Annotated in this window: 24 protein-coding genes and 1 pseudogene; 14 read left to right on the top strand and 11 right to left on the bottom strand. The window is 62.6% G+C overall.

The window, feature by feature from the left end; genetic code table 11:
- The 5 genes from ABSG20_RS04820 to ABSG20_RS04800 form a co-directional block, all read right to left on the bottom strand.
- Positions 1-404: ATP-binding cassette domain-containing protein (locus tag ABSG20_RS04820; protein WP_423863348.1), on the bottom strand; the 404-nt coding region annotated here is incomplete at its 3' end.
- Between the two features lie 10 nt (positions 405-414).
- Positions 415-1,407, bottom strand: coding sequence for a branched-chain amino acid ABC transporter permease (locus tag ABSG20_RS04815; RefSeq protein ID WP_423863347.1), 993 nt, complete (start codon positions 1,405-1,407; stop codon positions 415-417).
- Positions 1,404-2,270 carry a branched-chain amino acid ABC transporter permease gene (locus ABSG20_RS04810; protein ID WP_423863346.1) on the bottom strand — a complete coding sequence of 289 codons (867 nt, stop codon included), beginning with the start codon at positions 2,268-2,270 and terminating at the stop codon, positions 1,404-1,406. The genes ABSG20_RS04815 and ABSG20_RS04810 overlap by 4 nt, the downstream gene beginning before the upstream one ends.
- Before the next feature lie 16 nt (positions 2,271-2,286).
- Entirely contained in the window at positions 2,287-3,540 is a 1,254-nt protein-coding gene (locus ABSG20_RS04805) for an ABC transporter substrate-binding protein (protein WP_423863345.1), read from the bottom strand.
- A 311-nt stretch (positions 3,541-3,851) separates the two neighbouring features.
- Positions 3,852-4,922: a glycosyltransferase family 4 protein gene (locus tag ABSG20_RS04800; protein ID WP_423863344.1), complete on the bottom strand. Its 1,071-nt coding sequence runs from the start codon at positions 4,920-4,922 to the stop codon at positions 3,852-3,854.
- Between the two features lie 300 nt (positions 4,923-5,222).
- Between ABSG20_RS04800 and ABSG20_RS04795 the strand changes: the two genes are divergently transcribed.
- The 4 genes from ABSG20_RS04795 (at position 5,223) to ABSG20_RS04780 (ending at position 11,218) form a co-directional block, all read left to right on the top strand.
- Positions 5,223-6,986 carry an ABC transporter ATP-binding protein gene (locus tag ABSG20_RS04795; RefSeq protein WP_423863343.1) on the top strand — a complete coding sequence of 588 codons (1,764 nt, stop codon included), beginning with the start codon at positions 5,223-5,225 and terminating at the stop codon, positions 6,984-6,986.
- Positions 6,987-7,050: 64 nt separating this feature from the next.
- Positions 7,051-9,252: an amylo-alpha-1,6-glucosidase gene (locus ABSG20_RS04790; protein WP_423863342.1), complete on the top strand. Its 2,202-nt coding sequence runs from the start codon at positions 7,051-7,053 to the stop codon at positions 9,250-9,252.
- 170 nt (positions 9,253-9,422) lie between these two features.
- Positions 9,423-9,917 carry a PRC-barrel domain-containing protein gene (locus tag ABSG20_RS04785; protein ID WP_423863341.1) on the top strand — a complete coding sequence of 165 codons (495 nt, stop codon included), beginning with the start codon at positions 9,423-9,425 and terminating at the stop codon, positions 9,915-9,917.
- Positions 9,918-9,982: 65 nt separating this feature from the next.
- Positions 9,983-11,218, top strand: a complete 1,236-nt coding sequence (locus ABSG20_RS04780) for an MFS transporter (protein WP_423863350.1) — start codon at positions 9,983-9,985, stop codon at positions 11,216-11,218.
- A gap of 106 nt (positions 11,219-11,324) precedes the next feature.
- On the opposite strand, the gene ABSG20_RS04775 is transcribed toward ABSG20_RS04780, so the two are convergent.
- The 4 genes from ABSG20_RS04775 to fixL all read right to left on the bottom strand — a co-directional run bounded on the left by ABSG20_RS04775 (position 11,325) and on the right by fixL (position 14,711).
- Positions 11,325-12,014, bottom strand: coding sequence for a helix-turn-helix domain-containing protein (locus ABSG20_RS04775; RefSeq protein WP_423863340.1), 690 nt, complete (start codon positions 12,012-12,014; stop codon positions 11,325-11,327).
- A gap of 120 nt (positions 12,015-12,134) precedes the next feature.
- On the bottom strand, positions 12,135-12,527 hold the full coding sequence (locus ABSG20_RS04770) for a response regulator transcription factor (RefSeq protein ID WP_423863339.1): 393 nt from the start codon (positions 12,525-12,527) through the stop codon (positions 12,135-12,137).
- A gap of 66 nt (positions 12,528-12,593) precedes the next feature.
- Positions 12,594-13,208: a response regulator FixJ gene (gene fixJ / locus ABSG20_RS04765; RefSeq protein ID WP_423863338.1), complete on the bottom strand. Its 615-nt coding sequence runs from the start codon at positions 13,206-13,208 to the stop codon at positions 12,594-12,596.
- Positions 13,209-13,211: 3 nt separating this feature from the next.
- Positions 13,212-14,711 (bottom strand): sensor protein FixL, encoded by a 1,500-nt coding sequence (gene fixL / locus ABSG20_RS04760; RefSeq protein WP_423863337.1) that lies wholly within the window; start codon positions 14,709-14,711, stop codon positions 13,212-13,214.
- A 319-nt stretch (positions 14,712-15,030) separates the two neighbouring features.
- Here fixL and ABSG20_RS04755 point away from each other — a divergent pair, with 319 nt between their 5' ends.
- The 10 genes from ABSG20_RS04755 (at position 15,031) to ccoS (ending at position 24,462) form a co-directional block, all read left to right on the top strand.
- Positions 15,031-15,864, top strand: coding sequence for a universal stress protein (locus ABSG20_RS04755; protein ID WP_423863336.1), 834 nt, complete (start codon positions 15,031-15,033; stop codon positions 15,862-15,864).
- Positions 15,865-15,901: 37 nt separating this feature from the next.
- Positions 15,902-16,333, top strand: a complete 432-nt coding sequence (locus ABSG20_RS04750; RefSeq protein WP_423863335.1) for a CBS domain-containing protein — start codon at positions 15,902-15,904, stop codon at positions 16,331-16,333.
- 220 nt (positions 16,334-16,553) lie between these two features.
- Entirely contained in the window at positions 16,554-18,200 is a 1,647-nt protein-coding gene (gene ccoN, locus ABSG20_RS04745) for a cytochrome-c oxidase, cbb3-type subunit I (protein ID WP_423863334.1), read from the top strand.
- A gap of 11 nt (positions 18,201-18,211) precedes the next feature.
- Entirely contained in the window at positions 18,212-18,946 is a 735-nt protein-coding gene (ccoO, locus tag ABSG20_RS04740) for a cytochrome-c oxidase, cbb3-type subunit II (protein ID WP_423863333.1), read from the top strand.
- Between the two features lie 13 nt (positions 18,947-18,959).
- Positions 18,960-19,124, top strand: coding sequence for a cbb3-type cytochrome oxidase subunit 3 (locus ABSG20_RS04735; RefSeq protein WP_423863332.1), 165 nt, complete (start codon positions 18,960-18,962; stop codon positions 19,122-19,124).
- 6 nt (positions 19,125-19,130) lie between these two features.
- The gene (gene ccoP / locus ABSG20_RS04730; protein WP_423863331.1) at positions 19,131-20,003 is read left to right on the top strand and encodes a cytochrome-c oxidase, cbb3-type subunit III; all 873 of its coding nucleotides are present in this window, start codon (positions 19,131-19,133) and stop codon (positions 20,001-20,003) included.
- A gap of 109 nt (positions 20,004-20,112) precedes the next feature.
- Complete coding sequence (gene ccoG / locus ABSG20_RS04725; RefSeq protein ID WP_423863330.1) at positions 20,113-21,576, top strand: cytochrome c oxidase accessory protein CcoG; 1,464 nt, start codon at positions 20,113-20,115, stop codon at positions 21,574-21,576.
- A 19-nt stretch (positions 21,577-21,595) separates the two neighbouring features.
- On the top strand, positions 21,596-22,096 hold the full coding sequence (locus ABSG20_RS04720; protein WP_423863329.1) for a FixH family protein: 501 nt from the start codon (positions 21,596-21,598) through the stop codon (positions 22,094-22,096).
- A 12-nt stretch (positions 22,097-22,108) separates the two neighbouring features.
- Entirely contained in the window at positions 22,109-24,304 is a 2,196-nt protein-coding gene (locus tag ABSG20_RS04715) for a cation-translocating P-type ATPase (protein WP_423863349.1), read from the top strand.
- Entirely contained in the window at positions 24,295-24,462 is a 168-nt protein-coding gene (gene ccoS / locus ABSG20_RS04710; RefSeq protein ID WP_423863328.1) for a cbb3-type cytochrome oxidase assembly protein CcoS, read from the top strand. The genes ABSG20_RS04715 and ccoS overlap by 10 nt, the downstream gene beginning before the upstream one ends.
- A 13-nt stretch (positions 24,463-24,475) precedes the next feature.
- Here ccoS and ABSG20_RS04705 read toward each other — a convergent pair.
- Both ABSG20_RS04705 and ABSG20_RS04700 read right to left on the bottom strand, forming a co-directional pair.
- A pseudogene (locus ABSG20_RS04705) lies at positions 24,476-25,180 on the bottom strand (MFS transporter); the annotation flags it as partial.
- Positions 25,181-25,259: 79 nt separating this feature from the next.
- A partial coding sequence (locus ABSG20_RS04700; RefSeq protein WP_423863327.1) for a transposase occupies positions 25,260-26,074 on the bottom strand: 815 nt, incomplete at its 5' end.

Raw genomic sequence — 26,074 nt, 5'->3', positions numbered from 1 at the left:
GCAGCCGTGTGCTCCCGGGCCGAAAGCCCGACGAAGGCGATCGCCTCGCGGGCCTTGTCGCGCGCCGCGGCCGCATTCTTGTCGCGCAGGAAGGCCCCGGTCATGACGTTGGCGAGCACCGTCATCGCGCCGAACGGTTTTGCCACCTGGAAGGTGCGCGCCAGGCCGTGCGCGCAGATATCATGGGGCCGAAGGCCGGTGATCTCGCGGCCATAGGCCAGGACCGAACCCTGGTCGGGCCGGTAAAATCCGGTAATGAGGTTGAAGCTCGTGGTCTTGCCGGCGCCGTTGGGCCCGATCAGGGCGACGGTCTCGTTTTCCTGCACGCTGAAGCTTAAATCCTGGACGGCGCGCAGGCCGCCGAATCGCTTGCTCAGACCCCGGATCACCAGCGCTTCTGCCATCGCGACGCCCTTACGCCCGTGCCGGTTTGCTGGTGCGGATGCGCTGCCAGACCTCGCCGATCATCCCCATCAGCCCGGTCGGCCGCCACAGGATCACCGCGATCAGGATCAGGCTGTAGACGGTCAGCTGCACGCCGCCGATCGAACTGCCGAGCCAGCTTTGCAGCAGCGTCGAGGTCGTTTCCAGCAAGATGGTCCCGACCACCGGGCCCCACAGCGTCCCGATGCCGCCGACGATCGATACCAGCGCCGCCTCGATCGAGATGTTGAAGGAAAACGCGGTCGCCGGATCGATGAAGTAGATGTATTGTGTGTAGAACGTGCCGGCGAGCGCGGTGAGAAACGAACTGATCAGATAGATGTCGCGCTTGATCCTGGGTGCGTTGACGCCGATCGCTTCGGCGGCGTCCTCGTCCTCGCCGATCGCGACCAGATAGTATCCCATCCAGGATCGTTCGATCACTGAGGTGATCACAAGCCCGATCGCGAGCAGACCGAGCACGACGTAGTAGTAGGCTGCCTTGGTCTCGAACTGCATCATCAGCGGCGCGCTGCCGAGGTTGGGGATGGTGGTGCCTTCGGCGCCCCAGGCCAGATCGCGAAATTTCAGAAAAATCAACATGAGAGCCTGGGCTGTGGCGATGGTGGCAATCGTAAAATACGGCCCGCGCAAACGGAAACACAGCCAGCCGATCGGCAGGCTCGCCAGCATGGCCACGCCGCCGCCGGCGATCATCCCGATCCACGGCGAGATGCCGAAATCGATCTGCAGGATGGTCGAGGTGTAGGCGCCAAGTCCGAAATAGGCGGCATGACCCAGCGACAGCTGTCTTGCATATCCGCCCATCAGGTTCCAGGCGGTGCCGATGAAGGAAAACAGCAGGATGCGGATGAAGATGTCGATCGCAAACGAGCTCTTGACCACCAGCGGCAACGCGATCAGGACCGAGATCCCGATCGCCAGCAGGATCAGGTTGCGCGTGCGAAAACCCTGCCTGATCATCGCGCCTTGCCTCCAAGGCCGGTCGGTTTGAAGGCGAGCGTCAAGAGCAGCAAAGCGAACACCACGATCAATCCGGAGTCGGCGCCGACATATTGAATGCCCAAGGACTCGGCAACGCCCATCAACAGGCTGGCGATCAGCGCGCCGATCACGTTGCCGAGCGTGCCCATGACCACGGCGACAAAGGCCATCAGCACAAACACCTGTCCGACAAACGGGTAGGCCGAATAGAACGGCATCAGCAGCGAACCGGCGGCGCCCGCGAGCGCCAGCGCGATGCCGAGCGCCACGCAAAATACCCGGTCGGGGTTGATGCCCATCAGCATCGCCACGTCACGGTTCTGCGCCGCCGCGCGCATGGCCTTGCCGAGATCGGTGGTATGCAGGAACACCCACAGCGCGCCGCTCAGCAGCATCGCGACCGCGAAGGCGATGAGTTTCGCAACGGGAATATAGAGCCCGCCGAGATGCAGCGCCTCATCGGAATAGGAGGTATGGACGGTGCGGTAATTCGCCGAAAACAGCATCAGCGCCAGGTTCAGCAACAAAAGCGAGAGCGCGAATGTCAGGAAGATCTGGGGCATGTCGTTGGGCCCGAGCACCCGGCGGATCAGGAAATGCTGGATCAGCACGCCTGCCACGAACAGCACCGGCATCGAGACGAACAGCGACAGCAAGGGATCGATGCCGAACTGGCTGAAGAGAAAAAAGCTGATATACATCCCCAACATCACGAATTCGCCCTGGGCGAAATTCACGATCTTGACCACGCCGAAGATCAGCGTGACGCCGATGCTGACCAGGGCGTAGATGCCGCCGATGAGCAGGCCGTTGATGACGGCCTGGGCCACTGTCTCGAACATCTGCAATGACCGGCTTTCAGAGTCTCAATAGCGGAGCGCGGGCGTCTTCCTTCGGAAAGACGCTGGCGAGGTCGCCGTTCTGCCACTGCACGCCGACCGGGCGGCCATAGACGTTCTTGCCGTCGGGGCCGAATTTTACTTTCCCGCCCGGCGCCATCGCGGCATAGCCCGAGGAGACGTCGAGCGTCGAGAGCGCGTCACGAACCTTCTGCGGATCGGTGGACGCCGCCCGCTCGAGCGCGTCTGATATCATGAAGGTCTGCGCCACGAGGCCGCCGGCATATTCGAACAGGAATTCGCCGGTGCGCTTCTTGTATTCGGCATTCACCTGCTCGGCATTGGCGTCCATGTCGTGGTTCCAGTGCGCCACGCCCTGCAAGCCTTCGGCGAGTTTTCCGACATTCTTGTAGAAATCGGGAATGACAAAACCGCCGGAACCGCCATTGATCGCGATATTGAGGCCGACCTGCTTGACCGAACGGACGATCAGAATGAGGTCATTGAGGTAGGAGACCGAGAACAGCGCGTTGGCGCCTGACGATTTGACCTTGTTGATCAGCGGGCTGGCGTCGGTAAATCCCGCCGAATAGGGCTCGAACATCACGATCTCGACGCCCTCGCCGGGGGCCAGTTCCTTCAGCCCGTTCGACGTCGAGGTTCCGAATGCGGTGTTTTCAAAGATCACCGCCACTTTCGGATGTTCGCTGACGAGCTTGGCCATTTGCAACTGCGCCCGCGCGAACTGCGAGGCGCGCGCAAACGGCGTGAACGTGTAGGTTCGTCCCTTGTTGAGCTGGTCCGAACTCGAGCCTGATATCAGCGGCACATGCGCGCGTTCCGCGACTTCGCTTGCGATCAGGGTCAACGCGCTGGCGAAACAGCCGTGGATGGCCGATAGCTTGTTGCCGCTGATCAACCGGTCGGTTTCGGTGCGCGTTACCGTGGTGTCGCTCTGCACATCGGAAAGGATCAGATTGAGTTTGGCGCCGCCGAGCGACTTGATGCCGCCGGCCTCGTTGACCATCTCGACCGCAAGCCTGGCGGCGGCGACGCAACCGACGCCGATCTGCGCCATGCTTCCGGTAGTCGGGTAGAGTGCGCCGATATTGACGGGATCAGCCGCCCAGCCACGCAGCGGCACCGCGCCGAACCCAGTCGCGGCGAGTATTCCGCCGGTCTTCAGGAGAAATTTGCGGCGGCTTTGCTGCTTTGCAGGGGTTGGGCCCGGGTCGGCATTATTAACGACCTGGCCCTTGCGATCTTCTTTCATGTCGTTTCCCCCGCGCGATCACAGCCCAGACTTCTATCCGGTCGCTTGCCAACGGCCGAAGCTTGAAATCATAAGAACATGTTATTCGCAGAGTTTAAAGCGTCGATCCGCTCCAGACCGCCGTGGCTCTGTCCCCTGGGGACGCCGCAGCGCGAGCCGTTTCTATCTTGGGCTGCAATCGATGTAGTTCACACCGAAAAGCGGCTGTCGGGCCCCGGGCACGTCATTATTGGCAATCTGGTCCGCGCCCGCCTGCATCTGGGCGCGGATCAGCATCGGCCGTTTGGCGATGGCGCCGCGATCCGTCGGTCCTATTCGGCGCTGCTCACCAGTTTGATTCGCGGTTCTGCCGCCTCCATCAGGCTGCGATAGGCGGCGAGATAGTCGAGCGCCATGCGCCTTGCGGTGAAGCGGGCCTCGAACTGCTTCCGGATCGCGTGTCGGCTGAGGCGGGAGAGGCGACCGACGGCCGCCACGGCGCTGGTTTCATCCTCGACCACGAAGCCGGTCAGCCCGTCGTCGATGATCTCGGGGACCGACCCGCGGTTGTAGGCAACGACCGGGGTGCCACAAGCCATGGCTTCGATCATGACAAGCCCGAACGGCTCCGGCCAGTCGATCGGAAGCAGCAGCCCGATTGCGCCGCTGAGGAATTTCGACTTCTCGGAGTCTCCGATCTCGCCGATATATTCGATGAGTGGATGGTGATCGATCAAGGGACGGACGACGGCGTCGTAGTAATCCTGGTCGGCTCGATCGACCTTGGCGGCGATCTTGAGCGGTATGCCGCAGCGGATCGCGATCTTGATCGCCCGGTCCACTCCCTTCTCCGGCGCGATCCGGCCCAGTACGGCAAGATATTCGGGTCTGGCCAGTTGCGGGATCAGCAGTTTTTCCGGCAGACCGTGATAGATGGTCCGGACCCAGTTGGCCTGCGGCAGCGGGCGACGCTGGGAATTCGAGATCGAAATCACCGGAACGGAAGAGAAGGTGGAGAACACCGGCTGCAGTTCCGGCAAATCGAGCCTGCCGTGCAATGTGGTCAGAAAAGGGGTCGGCTGCCGGGAGAACAGCGAAAAGGGATGATAGTCGAGGTGAAAGTGAAGGAGGTCGAACTCTTCATCGTCGCATTTCTGTCGTACTTGCTCCAACATTACCACATGCAGGGCGTTGGGATCTCGGATCGAACCGTCGAGGCGCAACGCCTTTGGCCAGGTCGCGTCAAGTTTCGCGGAGGTCTGGGAATCGCCACTTGCGAACAGGGTGACGTCGTTTCCAAGTGCTACGAGTTCCTCCGTCAGCCAGTGTACCACCCGCTCGGTTCCACCGTAAAGCTTGGGCGGAACAGCCTCCGTTAGCGGAGCAACCTGCGCGATGCGCATCTCACCGTCTCCTTTTTGTCGTCATGGATGAATAAAAAGCCCCGTTCAGCGGTAGGCACCGGCATGGCAAAGAGGGAACGTTTCCGCATGTGCGAAGTTCCCTAAGGGTGCGCACTTCTTCCACACCATGGTCCTGCTGATGCCCATCTCGACCCCTGCTCAGGCTTTTGCCGTCGTCAAAGCGGCACGATTGTCGATAAACGACGGCCGCGCGGCGGGAACCGCGGCGAAGCCGTGTTCGTTCAATCTTCCGGAAGTAGCCGCTTAACAATCCTTCTTCTTTCACGGGTCAGCTGCCATATGGACAGTCTTTCAGGGTATGCCAATCGTCCGCTTTCCTTCGTGCTGCGCTATCTCCGCCAGCGTCTGGCGGCGCATGTGGTCATCCTCACCGCCGTTGTTGCCGCGGTTGCCTGTTCGGTGGGGACGCAATACGGCGTGAAATATCTGGTCGACGGCTTGTCGGCAGGTCCGGCCCACGCCGGCGGTGTATGGCTGGCCTTCGTCCTGCTCATGTCACTCATCACGGCGGACAACTTTCTGTGGCGGATCGCCAGTTGGACCGCGAGCTTCACTTTCGTGGGGGTGACGGGCGATTTGCGCCGCGACATTTTCCGCCATCTGACCGGTCACGCGCCAAGTTATTTCTCCGATCGGCTGCCGGGAATGCTGACCAGCCGTATTACCGCGACGTCGAATGCCGTCTTCACCGTCGAAAACATGTTTATCTGGAACGTGCTGCCACCGTGCATCGCGACCATCTCGGCGATCGTGCTGATCGGAACCGTAAGCCTGCCGATGTCGGCCGGTCTGATCGTGGTCGCCGGTGCCATGGTGGTCGGGATGTTTCATCTGGCGGCCGCGGGCAAGCCGCTGCATGACGACTTTGCCAACAAGGCCGCTGCCGTCGATGGCGAAATGGTCGATGTCATCAACAACATGCCGCTGGTACGCGCGTTTTGCGGTCTCAGCTTCGAGCACGACCGGTTCGACGCCACCGTCAACCGCGAACTGACGGCGCGCGGCCGCAGCCTGCGCTATCTTGAAAAGCTGCGGATCACGCATGCGGCGATCACGGTGGTGTTGACGATCTGCCTGCTGGCCTGGGCGATCACGCTTTGGCAGAGCGGCGGCGCCACCACCGGCGACGTGGTGCTGGTCTGCACCTTGGGGCTTTCGATCTTGAGCGCGACCCGCGATCTCGCGGTGGCGCTGGTCGACGTGACCCAGCATGTCGCCCGGCTGACGGAAGCGATCGCCACGTTGTTGCTGCCGCACGAGTTGCGCGACCATCCGGACGCCGAGCCGCTGGTGAAGGCGGGCGCGGCGATCGCCTTTCACAACATCTCGTTTCGCTATCCCGGCGGGCTCAAGGTATTCGACAAATTCAGCCTTCGTATTCAGCCGGGGCAGCGGGTCGGCCTGGTCGGACAATCCGGCGGTGGAAAATCCAGCCTGTTCGTGCTGCTGCAGCGTTTTTACGACGTCCAGCACGGCAATATCTCCATCGATGGCCAGGAGATCGCAAGGGTCACGCAGCAAAGCCTGCGCGAGGCCATCTCGGTTGTTCCCCAGGACATCTCGCTGTTCCATCGATCGATCATGGAGAATATCCGGTACGGACGGCCTAACGCGACCGACGATGAGGTACTTCGGGCAGCCATCGCGGCGCGCTGCGACTTTGTCGAAACGCTCCCCGAGGGCCTTGCGACAATGGTGGGCGACCGCGGCGTCAAGTTCTCGGGCGGCCAGCGCCAGCGTATTGCCATCGCGCGCGCTTTCCTCAAGGATTCGCCGATCCTGCTGCTCGACGAAGCGACCGCCGCACTTGACAGCGAATCCGAGGAGGCTATACGCGAGGCGCTCGGTCGCCTGATGCGCGGACGCACGGTCATCGCGATCGCCCACCGGCTTGCGACGCTGCGTAATTTCGACCGCGTGGTCATGCTGCAGTCTGGACGCATCGTCGAAGACGGGCCGCCGGCTCTCCTGATGCAGGGCGGTGGGCCGTATCGGGAACTGGTGGCGCGTGAAATGGGCCGCCTCGCGGCACACGCGGCCTGATCAAACGGTACCGTTTGAGTCCGAGTGCTTCTGTCGCGAAGCCATGAAAACCGCTCGAGGTTAAATGTCAGCCGAAGTCGTCGCCCAAATCAAGACGGCCCGGACCGTCGAGATGGTCTCGGAATCGCCGTTCTACATCCCGATGACAGGCCCCGCGGCAAGGCCGCGGCGCTCGCTCAAGCATGACGATACCTTCATCGTGCTCGACAGCCATGGCGACATCGGCGCTTCCGCCGGCGGCCCCGACGGACTGTTCAACACCGACACCCGCTATCTGGCCCGGTTGGAACTTGTTCTGGACGAGGTGCAGCCGCTGCTGCTCGGCTCCAATCTGCGCGACGACAATTCCGCATTGACGGTTGATCTCACCAATCCCGATGTCTACCGCAACGGCCGCATCGTCCTGCAAAAGGACATCCTGCACATCGTGCGCACCATCTTCCTGTGGCGCGGAACGGCGTACCAGCGCGTCGGTATTCAGAATCACGGCGAGAGCCCCGCGAGTTTCGACCTGACGCTGTTGTTCGACAATGACTTCGCCGACATGTTTGAAGTGCGCGGCGAAACACGCACAAGGCGGGGCATCGGCACCAGCAAGCTGCTTGGTCCGGCTGAGGTTGTGCTCGAATATAATGGCCTCGATGGCAAGTCGCGCAGCACGGCACTGCAATTTGAGCCGCGGCCGACGCAGCTTGCCGTAAATGCCGCGACCTATCATATCGACCTGGCGCCGCAACGGATGAGTTCGCTGTTTGTCGCCGTCTCCTGCAACAAGCCTGCCGCGTCCAGGGCGACGCCGTTCTTTCGCGGCCTGCTGGCGCATCGCCGCGAAATGCGCCGCTCGACCGCCGGCGCCACCAGCATCGAAACCTCGAACCATATCTTCAACGAGGTGCTGTGCCAGTCGATGGCCGACCTCAACATGCTGATGACGGAGACGCCGCAGGGTCGATATCCCTATGCGGGCATTCCCTGGTATTCGACGACATTTGGCCGCGACGGGATCATCACGGCGCTGCAGCTTTTGTGGATCGACCCACGGATTGCGCGGGGCGTGCTGAAGCGGCTCGCATTCTATCAGGCCAAGGCGGTCGATCCGCTCGCCGACGCCGAACCCGGAAAAATCCTGCATGAAATGCGCGGCGGCGAGATGGCTGATCTGCGCGAGGTGCCGTTTGCGCAATATTACGGCAGCGTCGATGCAACGCCATTGTTCGTGCTGCTCGCCGGTCTCTATGTCGAACGCACCGATGACGACGAGACGCTGCGTGAGTTGTGGCCTGCGATCGAGGCGGCGCTGCGCTGGATCGACGGCGCAGGGGATCCCGACCGGGACGGCTTTGTCGAATATCGGCGGGCGTCGGAAATGGGCCTGGCCAATCAAGGCTGGAAGGATTCCTACGACGCGATCTTTCATGCCGACGGCCGGCTGGCCGAGGGTTACATCGCGCTCGCCGAGGTGCAGGGCTACGTGTTCGCCGCCAAGCAGCTGGCGGCACGTTGCGCCGCGCGCCTCGGGGAAAGCGACACCGCGCAAAGGCTCAAGGCCGAAGCCAGCCTGCTCGCCGAGCGTTTTGAAGAAGCCTTCTGGTGCGACGAACTCGGCACCTATGCGCTCGCGCTCGACGGCGCCAAGCAAGCCTGCCGGGTGCGCACATCGAATGCCGGACAGCTGCTGTTCACCGGGATCGTCGGTGACGAACGCGCCCGCAAAGTCGCCGCCGATCTGATGCGGCCGCATTTTTTTACCGGCTGGGGGATCCGCACGGTGGCCCGGGGCGAGGCGCGCTACAACCCCATGTCCTATCATGATGGTTCGATCTGGCCGCACGACAACGCGCTGATCGCGCTCGGGCTTGCACGTTATGGCCTCAAGCGTTCGGTCGCGCATCTGTTCAAGGGCCTGTTCGACGCCGCCTCCTACATGGATTTGCGGCGGCTTCCCGAACTGTTCTGCGGCTTTCGCCGGGAAAAGGGACGTGGCCCGACGCTTTATCCCGTTGCCTGCGCGCCGCAGGCCTGGGCCAGCGCGACGCCGTTCACGCTGCTGGAAGCGGCGCTGGGGCTCGAGTTTGATGCCGAGCGCGGCGAAATCCGGCTGCGCAACCCGCGCTTGCCGGAGTTCCTCGACGAGGTGGTGCTGCACCAACTGCGGTTAGGGCCATCGACCGTCGATCTCAGGCTAAGCCGCCACGGCGAGGAGGTGTCGCTCGAGGTTTTGCGCACCCGCGGCAAGATCCAGGTTTCGATCGTGCTGACGCACTGAATTGCCGCCGAGCCAGAGCTGATATCGAACCTTGTGCGGATATCCCCGTTGGTCTGGCGGGGCGGCTGGAGTTTGCGGAAGCCCGGCAGGTCTGATGTCCTTCATCCGCGCGCCAACTTGTCCTTGAATCGAGCCCTTCTGGAGGCCGTATGCGTGCAGGACGTCCGATAATGGTCATTGCAGTTGCTGTTGCGGCCTTTGTGGCTGCCGCCGCATGGGCGCAAAGCGAAGTGAGCCCGCCGCAGGCACCGGCGCCGTCGCAACAAGGGACGCCTGCGCCGGCGACACCGAAAGAGCCTGCCGCAGAGCCGGCGCCGCCGCCCTCGGTTACAATCATCGGGGCGAAGGACGCCCATGGCGTGCTCGGGCGCGACGTTCGCAGCCCGGCCGACGAGGATATGGGACATATCGTCGACGTGGTCGTCGATCGCGCCGGTGCGGTACGCGCCGCCGTGATCGATTTCGGCGGTTTCCTTGGCGTCGGCAGCCGAAAAATCGCGGTCGACTGGGACGCGCTGCGTTTCGGACAGGTCGCCAACAAAAGTGACGCCATCACGCTCGAATGGACAAAGGATCAGGTGAAGGCGGCACCAGAATACCGGGAGGACAAGCCGACGGTGGTGCTCGGCGCCTCTGGCAAGCCGCCACTGCAAACCAGTCCCTAGAAACCTTAAAGGCAAAGCTGTTGGCGCGCTTGTCCAGACAGTCGACCGGCGGCGATGATGATCCGCTGCCCCTGCCGCGGCCGGAAGCGCGCAACGCGTCGACGCCGTCGCGCCAGAGTTTGCGCGGCCTCGACTGGTTCATTTTCTTTCTCGCCGATGTGCAGACCGGGTTCGGTCCATTCATTGCGGTATATCTGACGACGGAGAAATGGACCCAGGCCGAGATCGGTCTGGTGCTGTCGATCGGCGGCGTGGTCGGGCTGGTCGGACAGATGCCCGGCGGAGCCATCGTCGATGCGGCCCGCTCCGAGCGGCTGGTCGCCGGCTTTGCCATCGCGGCAATCGGCATCAGCGCGCTTGCCTATGCGACATGGCCGATCTTTGCGGTCGTGCTGACCGCCGCGACGCTGCACGCGGCTGCGAGCTGCGTGCTCGGTCCGGCAATCGCCGCGATCAGCCTCGGTCTGGTCGGGCCGCTGGCGATCGGCGAACGGCTCGGGCGCAACGCCCGCTATGCCTCGCTTGGCAACGGCGTCGCCGCGGCCGTGATGGGGACGTGCGGCTATCTGATATCGAGCCGTTCGGTGTTTCTCGTCACCTTCATCCTGGCGATACCGACCTTGCTCGCGCTCGCGCGCATCCGCGAGCGCGACATTGACGTGGCCCGGGCACACGGTGCGGTGCCGCGCGAAGTGCCCGACGCCAAGGCTACCAGCGTTCTCCGTCTGGTGCGCCAGCGCCCATTGCTGATCTTTGCCTCCAGCGTGCTGCTGCTGCAGCTCGCCAACGCCGCGATGCTTCCGCTGATGGCCGGGATCGTGACCACCCGGTCAAGCCGCTGGGCGCCGGTGCTGATCGCCGCCTGCATCATCGTTCCCCAGGCCATTGTCGCGCTGATGTCCCCATCGGTCGGACGCATGGCGCAGCAGTGGGGACGAAGGCCGTTGCTGCTGGCTGGCTTCGCCGCGCTGGCGGTTCGCGGCGTGCTGTTCGCAACCGTGCAGGACCCCTATCTGTTGGTCGCGGTGCAGGTGTGCGATGGCATCACGGCGGCCGTCTTCAGCGTCATGGTGCCGCTGATCGTCGCCGACGTCGCCTTTGGCAGCGGCCACTTCAATCTGGCGCAGGGCATTGTCGGCACGGCGACCGGCATCGGTGCATCCTGCAGCAACGTGCTCGCCGGCTACGTCAGCGACAGGTTTGGCAGCAGTATCGCGTTCCTCGGGCTTGCCGGCGTTGCCGGCGCGGGACTCGCTATCATCTGGTTTGTGATGCCGGAGACCCGGCGGAGCGCGCCATAGATAGGCCGGTCCCGGAAGCTGCTCCGATCGGACCGGGAACACCCGCGAGCCGCCCCGGCCTCCCCAGAGAAGATTTCGTGCGGATAGGATCAATCCTTGACGCTTCTCACGCGTCCATCTTGCGCAGGCTCTGGCGGTTGCGAAGCACGATCTGGCGCGCTCCTGAAAACCCCAGCACACCCTGCGCATGAAGCTGCGAAAGCGCTCTGGAGACGGTTTCCAGCGTCAGGCCGAGATAGTCGCCGATATCCCTGCGGCACATCGGGAGCGCCATCATTCCCGCAACCGCAAGGCGGCGATCCATTTCCAGAAGGAAGGTGGCGACGCGCTCCATCGCCGTCTTGCGCCCGAGCAGCAGCATGTGATCTTCGGCATGCCGGAGCTCGGCGGTGGTCATGGCCCACAGTTTGCGTGCCACCTGAACGTCTACCCCCGCCGCGTGCTCCAGGCTGCGCCGCTTCACCAGACGCACCGTCGTGTCGATGATGGCTTCAGCCGCCAGCCGGTGCGCCGTTCCCGATTCAAGTCCGAACACATCGCCCGGGAGATGGAATGCGCCGATTTGACGCCGTCCGTCGGAAAGCAGCTTGTAGCTGCGAACCGCGCCGGAAATCACCTGGTATACGTATTCCGCGGGCTCGTCCTCGCCGTAGATTTCCTCCTCCTTCTTGTAGCAGAATTCCGAGGCGATGAGGCCGGCATGCCCGGTCACTGCCGCGAAGGGGTCGGCAACGGGGTGGACGATCGGGTTGATCGGATTACCACCGGCGGAAGGGCTGAGCGAGGCGTTGAGCATGACCATCTCCTGTTGCAGCGGATGGCCAATGACTAACGCGGGGAACCAAGCCTGGAAATTTCGCGTGATATCTTAAGGGCTTCTACCTACGTATATGACCGGAGGTGTTGGCGCCCTTGCTCAGCTCCCGACCGGGCGAGCTTCCTGAATGACCCCTCGGATCCGCGTGATCAGGCTCTCCTCCAGAAGTGGCTTCAGCAGAACATGGTGGACCCCGGCAGCTTCTGCCCTCGCCGAGATATTGTCGTCCGGGTAGCCGGTAATGAGAATGATGGGGGCGGCGATGTCGAGGTGCCGCAATTGGCCGGCCAGATCGAGCCCATTCATATCCGGCATCTTGTAGTCGATGACAAAACAGTCGATGCCGGTCGAGCGGGCAGCGTTGAGCAGTGCGGCGCCGTTCCTGAATGTCCGAACGTCGAACCCGTCCGTTTCCAAGAGAAACCGCAACGAGCCGAGAACGCCGGCATCATCGTCGACCACGTAGACAACAGGTTTGACGGATGACGGCATGACGAACCCGCAGCGGCTTGGACACAATCGAATAACGCGCTGGCGGCAATCGCGGCTTGATCTAGCTCAATCGTTAAGCAGGCCGGCGCGCATCGCAAGGCGCACCAGCTCCGAAAGGCTGTTGGCCTGCATCTTGGTCATGACGTTGGCCCGGTAGACTTCAATGGTGCGGGGGCTGATGTCGTAATCGCGCGCGATGAGTTTGTTGGAAAGCCCCATGATCAGCCCATCCATGACCTGACGTTCGCGCGGGCTGAGGGTTGCTATTCGCGCGGCGATGTCGAGCGCGAGCGTCTCGCTCTTCGCGGTTGGCTCCGCCTGCCGTATCGCCGCTTCGATCATGCCGATCAGGCGGTCGTCCTCGAACGGCTTTTCAAGAAAATCGACCGCCCCGAGCTTCATCGCTTCGACCGCCAGCGGGACATCGCCGTGCCCGGTCATGATCACGATCGGAAACCGAAAGCGGCCCGCTTTCATGCGTGTCAGAAGCTCGATCCCGTCGATGCCCGGCATGCGCACGTCGGAAACCACGCAACCAAACGCAAGGCCGGGGAGGACATCGAGAAAACTCTGGGCTGTTTCGAACAGCCTGACGTCAAAGCCGGCGGACTCGAGCAGGAAACTCAGCGAATCCCGCATCGCCTCGTCGTCGTCAATGACGTAAACCTTTGCCTTCGACATCAGTCAACTCTCTATCGGAGCTGCGGGCAATGTGAAGCGAAAAGTCGCGCCGCCCGAGGGGTTGCTTTCGGCCCACATCCGGCCGCCATGGGCTTCGATGATCGACCGGCTGATGGAGAGACCGACGCCCATGCCGGTCTCCTTGGTGGTAAAGAAGGTCTGAAACAAATTGGGTTTGACGTCATCGTGCAATCCCGAACCGGTATCGGAAACCGCGATTTCGACCATGTCATCGGCGACCTCGGCGTTGGCGACGATAAGTTCGCGCCGCGGCGATTGCGCCATCGCCTCCAGGGCATTTCGGAACAGGTTGACCAGAACCTGCTGAACCTGCACCCGATCGACCAAAACCCGGTCGAATTCGGGGTTCAGATTGAAACGAAGCTTGATGTTCTGCTCGCGCGCGCCCGCCAGACCGAGCGCGCCGGCCTCTTCGATCAGTTTGGCGAGACTTTCGACGCGCTTCTCCGACTCGCCTCGGGAAACGAAGTCGCGCAGACGCCGGATGATCTGGCCGGCCCGAAGCGCCTGCTCGGCGGCGCGGTCCATGGCATTTTCGATCTTCGATGCATTGGGATCCTGGCTGCCCGAAAGCAGCCGGCGCGAGCCTTTCATGTAGTTGCTGATGGCGGCAAGCGGCTGATTCAGTTCGTGCGCGAGCGCGGACGCCATCTCTCCCATGGCACTCAAGCGCGAGACGTGGACCAGTTCGGATTGCAATTCCTGGAGCCGCGCCTGGGTGTGCTGGTGCTCGGTCAGGTCGCGCACGAAACCAGTGAAGTATGGCGCCCCGCCCGATTGCATCTCACCGATCGTGAGATGCATCGGAAAGGTGGTTCCGTCCCGGCGTTTGCCGGTCACGATCCTGCCGATGCCGATGATGTGTCTCTCCCCCGTGGTTCGATAGCGCGCAAGATAGCTGTCGTGGCGGCCCCGATCCGGATTGGGCATCAACTCGCTGACGTTTTTGCCGATGGCTTCCTGCTCGGTGAAGCCAAACAGCCGCTCGGCCGCGGCGCTGAAGAATTGCATGGTGCCGTGACCGTCGATCACGATCATGGCGTCCGGCACCGTGTCGAGGATCGAGCGGAGATGGGTTTCGCGGGTTCGGAGCGCCGCTTCGAGCAGTTTCTCTTCGTTGATATCGAGAACGATCCCGCCGAGATGGCGGACGCCGGCCTCATCCCTCGGCATGCCACGGGCGCGAATCCATTGTCCCGATCCCGGACTTCCGCCAACCCTGAAGGAAACGTCCAGATTGCCGCCGCCTTCTGCGACCCGCCTGATCGCCTGATCCGTGCGTTCGCGATCCCTCGGTTCGAGCAGCGAAAGAAACAGCTGGTAGGTAACAGGCTCGACGTTGCCGATACCAAACAAAGCCCTGGTGGAGTCGGACCACGCCAGCTCGCGCGTGGAAAGATTGAGGTCCCAGGTTCCGACGCCGAATCCTTGCATTCGGAGCTCGAAATGCAGTTCCGAGGACGATCGAGTTATGCCGGTCACGCTCGAGCTTTCGCCTTCATTTTGTGCAGTCCCCCCACTCGTCTCAACCAGCCAGCGCCGGATTTGGCAATGCTACACATGGATAGCGACCCAGGAGTGACGTTGCCTCAAACTATGATGCCATATTCATAACTTCGTCAAATCGAGTACCCCGGCGCAAATTCGTCGCATCGGTCGCGACACCTGGCCGGCTATCTGTCGGGTGTTTGGCGACGCCCCACCGATGTCAGCACGGTTCGAGGCACTTTGATCTATCTCATCCCGCCTTCCAATTCAGCCTTTAGAAGGACCTGATGGTGGGTGGCAGCGGAGGGTTTGGATGACGTACGCGACCGTGATGGTCAGCCTGGCGTTTGATCAGCCGAACGAGGCGCGCCTCGAAGCGGCCGGCGAGGTCGCCGAACGCTTTGAGGCGGCCATTATCGGGATCGCGGCGTCGCAGTTTAGCCCACCCCTTTATTTCACGTCCGGGGAGCAGGCCCAGCATCTGATTGACCAGGGGCAGGCCTCAATCGAGAAGCGTCTCTCCGAGCTGGAGGGGCAGTTTCGCGCGGCGACGAAGAGTCGGGGCATCGATGTGGAATGGCGCTCCGCCATCGACTTCCCGGCGCGTTATATTCTGCAGCAGGCACGTTGCGCCGACATCATTGTCAGCGGCGCGGACAGGGGGGCGTTTTCGGACCCGCTCGCGTTTGTCAGCCCGAAGGATCTTGTGATGCAGGCCGGCCGGCCGCTGCTCATCGTGCCCGACAGCCTCGTCCGGTTCGATTTGCGAAGCGTTCTGGTGGCTTGGAAGGACACGCCGGAGGCGAGGCGGGCGATCGTCGATGCCCTGCCTTTGCTTCGGCGGGCCAAGGACGTCACGGTCGCAGAGATTCTGGAACAAGGCGGCAGCCGGTCCGCAGCCTTGTCGCGGCTCCGGGATGTTACGGCCTGGCTGTCGCGTCACGGTGTTGCCGCCTCCGCGCTGGTGCCCGACCCCAGGGAGGGCCGGGACGCGACGGTTCAATTGGACGGGATCGCCGCCGACGCCGGCGCCGGCATCGTTATCGCGGGCGCCTATGGCCATTCGCGGTTCCGCGAATGGATTCTCGGCGGCATGACGCAGCATCTGATCACTCCATCCGCGTGCTGCGTGGTGCTGTCGCATTAAGGGTTAACCGCCGAAACAGGATCGATTGGACAACGCCTTGTACAAATTCCTCGAAGCGACCGTTGCCGGTTACATGACGCGCACTGTCAAGACAGTGACGCGCGGCCTCACCGTGCGCGAACTCAGCGAAATGTTCGAGCGCGACGATTTCAACGCCTATCCGGTCGAAGAGGACGCCCAGGTCGTCGGCATTGTGACCAAGTTCGATTTGCTGAAGTGTTTTGTCTTCACGCCGAGCCAGATGGTTCCGCCGTATGAGCATTTGATGAACCGGGCTGTCGGCGATGTCATGATTTCGGAGTATATCTACGTCCGCACCGACACCAAACTGACGCGGGTGCTCCAGCTCATGGTTGAACATCGGATCCGGAGCGTTCCCGCCATCGACACCGAACATCAGTTGGCGGGGATCATCGCGCGCAGGGATGTTCTCAGGGCACTTGCGTCCTGTGCCGCGGCCGGCGCGTGACCGCGTCAGGCATCGCAAGCGCCGCGCCCGAAGCTGCCGCCATGGCCGGGCCTTGGCAGTATGGATGCTCTGCGCAACCAACTGATATCGCGAGTCAAAAAGACTTCCTGGTGGCCCGGTTGCGACCGTCCGGCGCCAAAATGGAACGAGCTTGATCTCGATCAAATCGCATTTCCCGGGATTATGGTTTTTAGATTTGTATCCTCAAGAGAGAATTCGCATGAGCCAGGCCCCAAACGCAAAATCCGTGACAATAGGTGAAAGCGGCTTGACGCTGATATTTGCGGCGACCGCCTTTCTCTGCATGGTCGCCGCGGCGAAAGCCGTCGATGCCCCGTTTGCATTCCATGCCTCGCTCGCCGCTGCCGCGAGCCTGGCATCGGTCTTTGTGATCCTCAACCGCTATTTCAACCGCGGCACGCTGCAGCCGCAGGAGCTCAACGGCAGGCCCAATTACAACATGGGCCCGGTGAAGTTTTCCGCTGTCATGGCGATGTTCTGGGGCATCGCCGGATTTACGGTCGGGCTCCTGATCGCTTCGCAGCTGGCTTGGCCGGCGCTCAATTTCGATCTGCCATGGACCAGTTTCGGCCGGCTGCGGCCGCTGCACACATCGGCCGTGATCTTTGCGTTCGGCGGCAATGTGCTGATCGCGACGTCGTTCTATGTCGTGCAAAAGACGTCCCGGGTTCGGCTCGCCGGCGATCTGGCACCATGGTTCGTCGTCGTCGGCTACAATTTCTTCATTCTCATCGCCGGCACCGGCTATCTGCTCGGGGTGACGCAGTCGAAGGAATATGCCGAGCCCGAATGGTATGCCGACCTCTGGCTGACCATCGTCTGGGTCACCTATCTCCTGGTGTTCCTGATGACGCTGGTGAAGCGCAAGGAGCCGCATATCTTCGTCGCGAACTGGTTTTATCTGGCCTTCATCGTCACCATCGCGGTGCTTCATCTCGGCAACAACCCCGCGTTGCCGGTGTCGGTGTTTGGTTCCAAGTCCTACATCGTCTGGGGCGGCGTGCAGGATGCCATGTTCCAGTGGTGGTATGGCCACAACGCGGTCGGATTTTTCCTGACCGCCGGCTTCCTCGGCATCATGTATTATTTCATTCCCAAGCGCGCCGAGCGGCCGATCTATTCGTACCGGCTGTCGATCATCCACTTCTGGTCGCTGATCTTTCTCTACATCTGGGCCGGCCCGCATCACCTGCATTACACGGCGCTGCCGGATTGGGCCCAGACCCTCGGCATGACCTTCTCGATCATGCTCTGGATGCCGTCATGGGGCGGCATGATCAACGGCCTGATGACGCTGTCGGGCGCCTGGGACAAGCTGCGCACCGATCCCGTGCTGCGCATGCTGGTGGTGTCGGTCGCGTTCTACGGCATGTCGACCTTCGAAGGCCCGATGATGTCGATCAAGGTCGTCAATTCGCTCAGCCACTATACCGACTGGACCATCGGCCATGTGCATTCGGGTGCATTGGGCTGGGTCGGTTTTGTCTCGTTTGGCGCGCTCTATTGCCTGTTCCCCTGGCTGTGGGATCGCAAGGGCCTCTACAGCCTCAAGCTCGTCAACTGGCACTTCTGGATCGCAACGATCGGCATCGTGCTCTACATCTCGGCGATGTGGGTATCGGGGATTTTGCAGGGCCTGATGTGGCGCGCTTATACGCCGCTCGGCTTCCTCGAATATTCCTTCATCGAGAGCGTCGAAGCGATGCACCCATTCTATATCATCCGCGCCGCCGGAGGAGGGCTGTTCCTGATCGGCTCGATGATCATGGCGTACAATCTCTGGATGACGGTGCGCGTGGGTGAAGCGGAAGTGCAGTCGCCCGTCGCTCTTCAGCCGGCGGAATGAGGAGCGGTTAAATGTCAGCCTGGACACGGCATCAAATCTTCGAAAAGAACTCGATCATCCTGATCGTCGGAATTCTCGCGGTGATCGCGATCGGCGGTCTGGTCGAGATCACCCCGCTGTTTTACCTGAAGAGCACGATCGAGGTGGTCGACGGTGTCAGGCCCTACACGCCGCTGGAGCTGGCCGGCCGCAACATCTACCTCCGCGAGGGGTGCTATCTCTGCCACTCCCAGATGATCCGGCCGTTGCGCGACGAGGTCGAGCGTTACGGTCATTTCTCGCTCGCAGCCGAGAGCATGTACGATCATCCGTTCCAGTGGGGATCGAAGCGAACCGGACCGGATCTGGCGCGGGTCGGCGCCAAATATTCCGACGATTGGCACGTGACCCATCTGACCAATCCGCGCGCCATCGTCCCCCAATCGGTGATGCCCGGATATCCGTTCCTGGCCGCCAACGAAGTCGACGCCGAGGCCCTCCCGGATCATCTGCGGACCCTTCGGGTGGTAGGCGTGCCGTATACGGATGACCAGATTGCCAATGCCGTCGCCGACCTGAAGGCGCAGGCCGATCCGGACAATCCGGGAGCCGATGCATTCGCCAAGCGCTATCCGAAGGCCGTGGCACGGAATTTTGACGGCAAGGCGGGCGCGCCGACCGAACTGGACGCGCTGATCGCCTATCTGCAGATGCTCGGCACCCTGGTCGACTTCAAGCTCTACAACGAAAAAGCAAATCTTCGCTGAGAAGGCTCAAACGATGAGTGCAATCCTGACGCTGGAGAATTTTACATCGAACTTCGTCGCGCATTTCTGGACGCCGATCTTCGTTGCAATTTTCATCGCAATCGTGACTTACGCCCTTTGGCCTCGCAACCGGGCGGCTTTCGACGAAGCCGCCAAGATGCCGTTGCGGGAGGAATGACAGATCATGACCGATCATAGCGAACTTGACAGGGTTTCCGGCACCACGACGACGGGCCACGAGTGGGACGGCATCAAGGAACTGAACACACCGCTGCCGCGGTGGTGGATCACGACCTTCTACTTATGCATCGTCTGGGCGATCGGGTACTGGATCGTGTATCCGGCGTGGCCGCTGTTGTCGGGCAATACCCCCGGCCTCCTGCACTATTCCTCGCGTGCGGACGTCGCGGTCGAGCTCGCCAATCTGGAAAAGATCCGCGGCGACAAGATGGTTACGCTTGGTGCGGCGTCGCTGGCGGATATCGAGAAGGACCCCGCGCTGCTCGCGCTGGCGCGGGCCCGCGGCAAGACCGTGTTCGGCGATAATTGCGCGCCCTGTCATGGCTCCGGCGCCGCCGGGGCGAAGGGCTATCCCAACCTCAACGACGACGATTGGCTGTGGGGCGGCACGCTCGACCAGATCATGCAGACGATCCGCTACGGCGCGCGCTCGGGCAATGCCAAAGATCACGAAGGTCAAATGCTTGCCTTCGGCAAGCAAGGCGTCCTGAAGCGGGAAGAAATCGTCACGGTCGCCAATTATGTCCGTTCGCTGTCGGGACTGCCGACGCGCCAGGGCTATGATGCGGCCGCGGGAGCCAAGCTTTTCGCCGATAATTGCGTGGCGTGTCATGGCGAAGGCGGCAAGGGAAATCAGGAGCTTGGGGCGCCTGACCTGACTGACAAGATCTGGCTTTACGGTTCCGACGAGGCCACCATCATCGAGACTATTACCAATGGCCGCGCCGGCGTCATGCCGGCATGGGAGGGCCGCCTCGATCCGTCCACGATCAAGGCGATGGCGGTTTATGTCCACTCGCTGGGCGGAGGGAAGTGATCGGGAGCCGCCGGGTACCGCGGCATACCCAGCGGTTGCTTGAGGTGGATCAACTGCGCATCTGAAGTTGAGCGTAGGCTCAAGGGCAAATGCGAGACGAGCGCCGCCCATGACCGCACCTGTACTGATCGCCGATGTCGGACCTGACGATGACGGCCCGCTCTATGCGGCCCAAAAGAAGGTCTATCCGCAGAGCGTTTCCGGCCACTTCCGCCGTATCAAATGGGGCCTGATGGCGTTCTGTCTCGGCGTCTATTACCTGCTGCCGTTCGTACGCTGGAATCGGGGCCTCGGTGCCCCCAGTCAGGCGGTGCTGGTCGATCTCCCCAACAGCCGCTTCTATTTCTTCTTCATCGAGCTGTGGCCGCAAGAGGTCTATTATTTTACCGGTCTGCTGATCGTCGCCGCGATCGCGCTGTTTCTGATGAACGCGTTGGGCGGACGGATCTGGTGCGGGTATCTCTGTCCGCAAACCGTATGGACCGACCTGTTCTACGCCGTCGAACGGTGGGTAGAGGGCGACCGCCGCGAGCGCATGCGAAAGGATGCCGCAGGCGGCACGCTGAGGCTGCGGCGCATGGCGGAGATCACACTCAAGCATTTCATCTGGCTGATGATCGCATGGTGGACGGGTGGCGCCTGGGTTCTTTACTTCAACGATGCGCCGACGCTGGTGCAACAGCTTCTGACGTTTCAGGCGCCGATGCTGGCCTATATCTGGATCGGGATATTGACCACGACGACCTACGTGCTTGCGGGTTTCATGCGGGAGCAGGTCTGCGTCTACATGTGCCCGTGGCCGCGTATTCAGGCTGCGCTCACCGACGAATGGGCGCTCAATGTCACCTATAAATACGACCGCGGGGAACCGCGTACTTCCTTGAAGAAGGCCAGGGAATTAAGGGCGCAGGGCGAGACCGTCGGCGACTGCATCGATTGCTATCAATGCGTCGCGGTCTGTCCGACCGGGATCGATATCCGCGATGGCGCGCAACTCGGCTGCATCCAGTGCGGCCTGTGCATCGATGCCTGCGACACGGTGATGCGCAAGGTCGGCCGCGAACCCCGCCTGATCGGATATGACAACGACATCAATATCCACCGGCGTCAGGCCGGCAAGCCGCAAATCTATCGCTTCGTCAGGCCGCGAACCGTCGCGTACTGCGCGATGATCGCGGCGGTCGGCGCGATCATGCTCTATGCCCTGCTGACGCGAACGCTGCTCGATGTCAACGTGCTGCATGACCGCAATCCGCTTGCCGTCAAGCTGAGCGACGGCTCCATTCGCAACGCCTATACGGTTCGGCTCTTGAACAAGCGAGGCTTCGATCGGGTGATCGCGATCGACGTCGATGGGCCGGTCAACGCGACGGTTCATGTCGTCGGCGCCGATTCCGTTACGCCGGACCGGCCCATGATCGTTCTCGGGCGGGATCAGACCACCGAACTGAGAGTTCTGGTGACGGCGCCATCGGAAAACAACCCTGAGAAATCGGTCCCGGTGACGTTCCATGTTACCGATATCGGGCTCGGTGAGGTTGCGTCGGCGACCGACAATTTCGTTTCTCCATGAGATTCCCCGGGAGTTTGGCATGAGTAGATCGCTGGTTGCACCGAAACCGTTGACCGGGGGCAAGGTGCTTTTCATGCTGGTGGCGTTTTTCGGCGTGGTATTCGCCGTGAACTTCCTGATGGCGAAGCTCGCCATCGACACCTTGCCCGGCACCGAGGTCGACAGCGCCTATAGCGCCAGCCTGGCTTACGAGAAGGAGATCGCCGCGGCCCACGACCAGGACGCGCGAAACTGGAAGGTCGACGCGCATATCGAGCGTGGCCCGGATGGCAGCGCAACCGTGCGGGTCGAGGCGCGCGACAACAGCGGGCAGCCGATGTCCGGGTTGACGTTTCAGGGCCGCCTCGAACGGCCGACCGACCGGCGAGCCGACCAGGCCGTTACGCTTGCAGAAATCGGCGGCGGCATCTATCGCGGCAGCGCGCCGCAGGTCGGACCCGGACAATGGGATCTGGTGCTCGAAGGCGACGCGGCGGGGCAACGGATGTTCCTGTCGAAGAATCGCGTGATGTTGAACTAGGAACGCCGCATGATGCAGTCGACGCGGGATTTTTCACATTACGTCAGAGAGGCGGGCCCGGGCCTCTCCCGCATCGACCTTGCCGTTGAAGGCGTCAGTTGCGCCGGATGCATGTCCAAGATCGAGCGCGGGCTCCAGGCGCTGCCGGACGTCACGCTGGCGCGGGTCAATCTCACCGACCGCCGCGTGGCGCTGCAATGGAAGCAGGGCGCGCTCGATCCGGCGCGCTTCATCGACCGGCTCGCCGAGCTCGGATACAAGGCCTATCCGTTCGCAACCGAAAGCGCCGAGGCCGCCGAAGCCGCACAGTCGCGCTTCCTGCTGCGCTGTCTCGGGGTCGCGGCATTCGCAACCATGAATGTGATGATGCTGTCGGTTCCGGTATGGTCAGGCAGCGACATGATGTCCGAGCAGCGCGATTTCTTTCACTGGCTGTCGGCGCTGATCGCGCTGCCGGCCGCGGCCTATGCGGGTCAGCCGTTCTTCAAATCGGCATTTCGCGCGCTGCGCACCCGCAACGCCAATATGGATGTTCCAATCAGTATCGGCGTCATTCTGGCGCTGGCGATGTCGATCGTCGAGACCATCAACCACGCCGAGCACACCTATTTCGATGCGGCGATCATGCTGCTGACATTTCTGCTGGTCGGGCGCTATCTTGATCAGAGCATGCGGCGGCGGACCCGGGCGGTGGCGGCCAACCTTGCCGCGCTCAAGGCCGAAACCGCCACCAAGTTTGTCGGGGCCGACGAAATCTCGGAAGTGCCGGTGGCGGCGATTGATCCCGGCGACATCGTGCTGCTGCGGCCGGGCGAACGCTGCGCGGTGGATGGCACCGTGATCGAGGGGCGATCGGAGATCGACCAAAGCCTGATCACCGGCGAGACCCTGCACGTCGCGGCGGGTCGCGGCACCGCGGTCTATGCCGGCTCCCTCAACATCTCGGGGACACTGCGGGTCCGGGTTTCCGCGGCCTCGGAAGGCACGCTGTTGGCCGAGATCACCCGCCTGCTCGACAATGCGTTGCAGGCGCGCTCCCGCTATGTGCGGCTCGCCGACCGGGCATCCCGGCTCTACGCGCCGGTGGTGCATGCGACCGCGTTGCTGACCATGCTTGGCTGGGTTCTGTTGGGCTTAAGCTGGCACGATGCCATCGTCATCGGCATCGCCGTCCTCATCATCACCTGCCCCTGCGCGCTGGGGCTGGCGATACCGACCGTGCAGACCGTCGCCTCCGGAGCGATGTTCAGGGCGGGCGTGCTGCTCAATTCCGGCGATGCCATCGAACGGCTGGCCGAGGTCGATCATATCATCTTCGACAAGACCGGAACGCTGACGCTGCCGGACCTCGAAGTCGCCAATGCCGCTGCGATCCCCCGCGATGTGTTGGGTATTGCCGGGCAGCTGGCGCTGGCCAGCCATCATCCGATAGCGGTGGCAGTGGCGCAGGCGGCCGGCGCGAAATCGCCGCTGCCAGGGGCGGTCGAAGAACCCGGACAGGGGGTGCGCGGCACTTTCCGCGGCGAGGAGGTAAGGCTCGGCCGGCCGTCGTTCTGCGCGGCAGAGCCATTAGCCGATGGCAGCGCCAAGCTCGATCCGGAAGCCTCGATCGTTGCCTTCAGCCTTGGCGAGGCAAAATACCTGTTTTCGGTCCGGCAGGGGCTGCGCCCGGACGCGCGGGCGACGATTGCCGCGCTACGGAAGCGGCAAATCATGGTTGAAATTCTCTCTGGCGATCGCGAGCCGGCGGTGCAGGCAGCCGCGCGGGCGCTTGGGGTCAGCGAGTGGCGGGCCGGCGTCACCCCGGCCGACAAGATCGCCCGCATCGAAGAGCTGAAAGCCCGCGGCTTCAAAGTCATGATGGTCGGTGACGGCCTGAATGACGCGCCATCGCTGGCCGCGGCGCATGTGTCGATGTCGCCGATCAGCGCAGCCCATCTCAGTCAGGCGACCGCCGACCTGGTTTTCCTGGGCAAGCCCTTGGCGCCGGTGGTTGCGGCGATCGATCTGTCGCGCCAGGCCGGGCATCTGATGCGGCAGAACCTCTGGCTTGCGGTCGGATACAATCTGCTGGCGGTCCCGATTGCCATCACCGGCGTCGTGACCCCGCTGATCGCAGCAGTGGCGATGTCGGGCTCCTCGGTACTGGTGATGCTGAACGCGCTGCGTGCCCGCCGCGGCGGGCCCGGAAGATCGCCATGGAAGTGATGGTCATTCTGGTGCCTCTGGCGCTGGGCCTCGGGCTGGTCGGACTGCTCGGTTTTCTCTGGTCACTCAAGAGCGGCCAATATGACGATCTCGAAGGCGCGGCGTGGCGCGCCATCGCCGACGATGACGAGCCGGCACCGCGGACGCCGGCGGATTGAGGGGCTAGCTATGCTAGCTCCCGCGCGGCAACGTCAGCCGCGTCGTCAGCAGCGCGGCAACCGCCAGCGACGCGCCGACGCCGGCGATGCAGGCGATCCAGCCGAAGTGGTCGAACAACTGGCCCAGCACTGCGGTGCCGACGAGGCCGCCCAGGAAATAGCAGGCAAGATAGGTACCGCTCGCGACGCCGCGATTTTCACTTGCCGCCTGTCCGACGAAACCGGTCGCCGCGGCCTGGGCGAAGAACGTGCCAGCGCCGACCAGCACCATCCCGGTGACCACGTTCGCCAGATGCGCGGACAGCATCAGCGGCAGGCCGATGGCCGCGACCGCCAGCGCGCCCCAGATTGCCGGCCGGGTTCCGAAGCGTGTGACGGCCTTGCCCGCCAGCAAGGTGGTTGCGATGGAGGGCAAGAAGACAAAATAGACGAAGCCGAGATCCATTCGTCCGAGCGACAGCGGCGGACGCACCAGCACGAAGTTCACGAAGGTGAAGGTCCCGATGAAGGCGAACAGGATACAGAAGCCGATGCCGAAGGCCGAGCGAAGTTTCGGATTGCGCCAATGCGCGATCATTGCCGCGAGCGGCGATGGCGACATCGGCATCGAGGCCATCGGCTGCACACGCTCGATCGTAAAGTAGACCAGAACCGCGCCGGCGAGATTCAACAGCGCGAAGAAATAGAAATTCGATGCCAGCCCGAGCGCATAGGAAATAGGGGACAGACCACTATTTAGCAACTTTGCACCGTGTGGTGCCGGGTGGGGACGAAGCGATGCCTCGATGACGTCAGCGTCAGTGGTCTTTGCGTCGGCGGCTGCCGTCGCGCATCGGCCGGTCTTGCAAACGGTTCGGCCCAGCGCTGGCGCGTTCGGTTTCTTTGCGCGGTGGACGTCCGGCCTGGCCCGGGGTCACGCGGCGTCCGAGCATGGCGGCGATCTTCTCCTGAAACCGCGCCGCGCCGAGAACGAATCCGCCATTGGTTGCCGCGCGGATCTCGTTGACAACGGCCTCGTCGAACGCCTCGCGGAACAGCGCCCGATAGGCTTCGTGGCGCGCTTCCGGGCGACGGCCGAGCCGCACGTATTGGTCGTGCGGTTCGATCAGATGGCTCGCCATGCCTTCGGCGTTGATCCGGTAACTCGACCACCGGTATTGCCGGGGATGGCTCGCCATGCCGGCGCGGTGGGGATTGAGCTCGATGTAGCGATAGCAAGCGAGCACGTAGCGTTCCGACTGGGCGAGGCAGGAGCGGAAGCGCCCTTCCCATAGCGTTCCGCTGCGCCGGTAGGTCCGGTTCACGTGCTGGACATAGCGCTGCCCCAGATGCTTCATCAAGAGCGCGCAGCCGTCGGCCTTTCGCGGTGTCAGCAGCAGGTGGACGTGATTGGTCATGAGGCAGTAGGCGTGGACCGCGCACTCGAACTTCGCAGCCAGGGCCTGCAAGTGTGCCAGATAGAGTTCATAGTCGGCATCGGCGAAGAAGCAGGCGCCGCGGTTGTTGCCGCGCTGAATGATGTGGACCGGCACCTCGGCGACGGTGATCCGGGAACGACGGGGCATGGCGACTCCAGCGACGGCGATGGCGGAAGGAAAGTAAAGTAGCACGA

The sequence above is a fragment of the Bradyrhizobium sp. genome (assembly GCF_049512235.1).
Lineage (GTDB): Bacteria > Pseudomonadota > Alphaproteobacteria > Rhizobiales > Xanthobacteraceae > Bradyrhizobium.
This window is presented reverse-complemented; position numbering and strand designations above follow the sequence as displayed.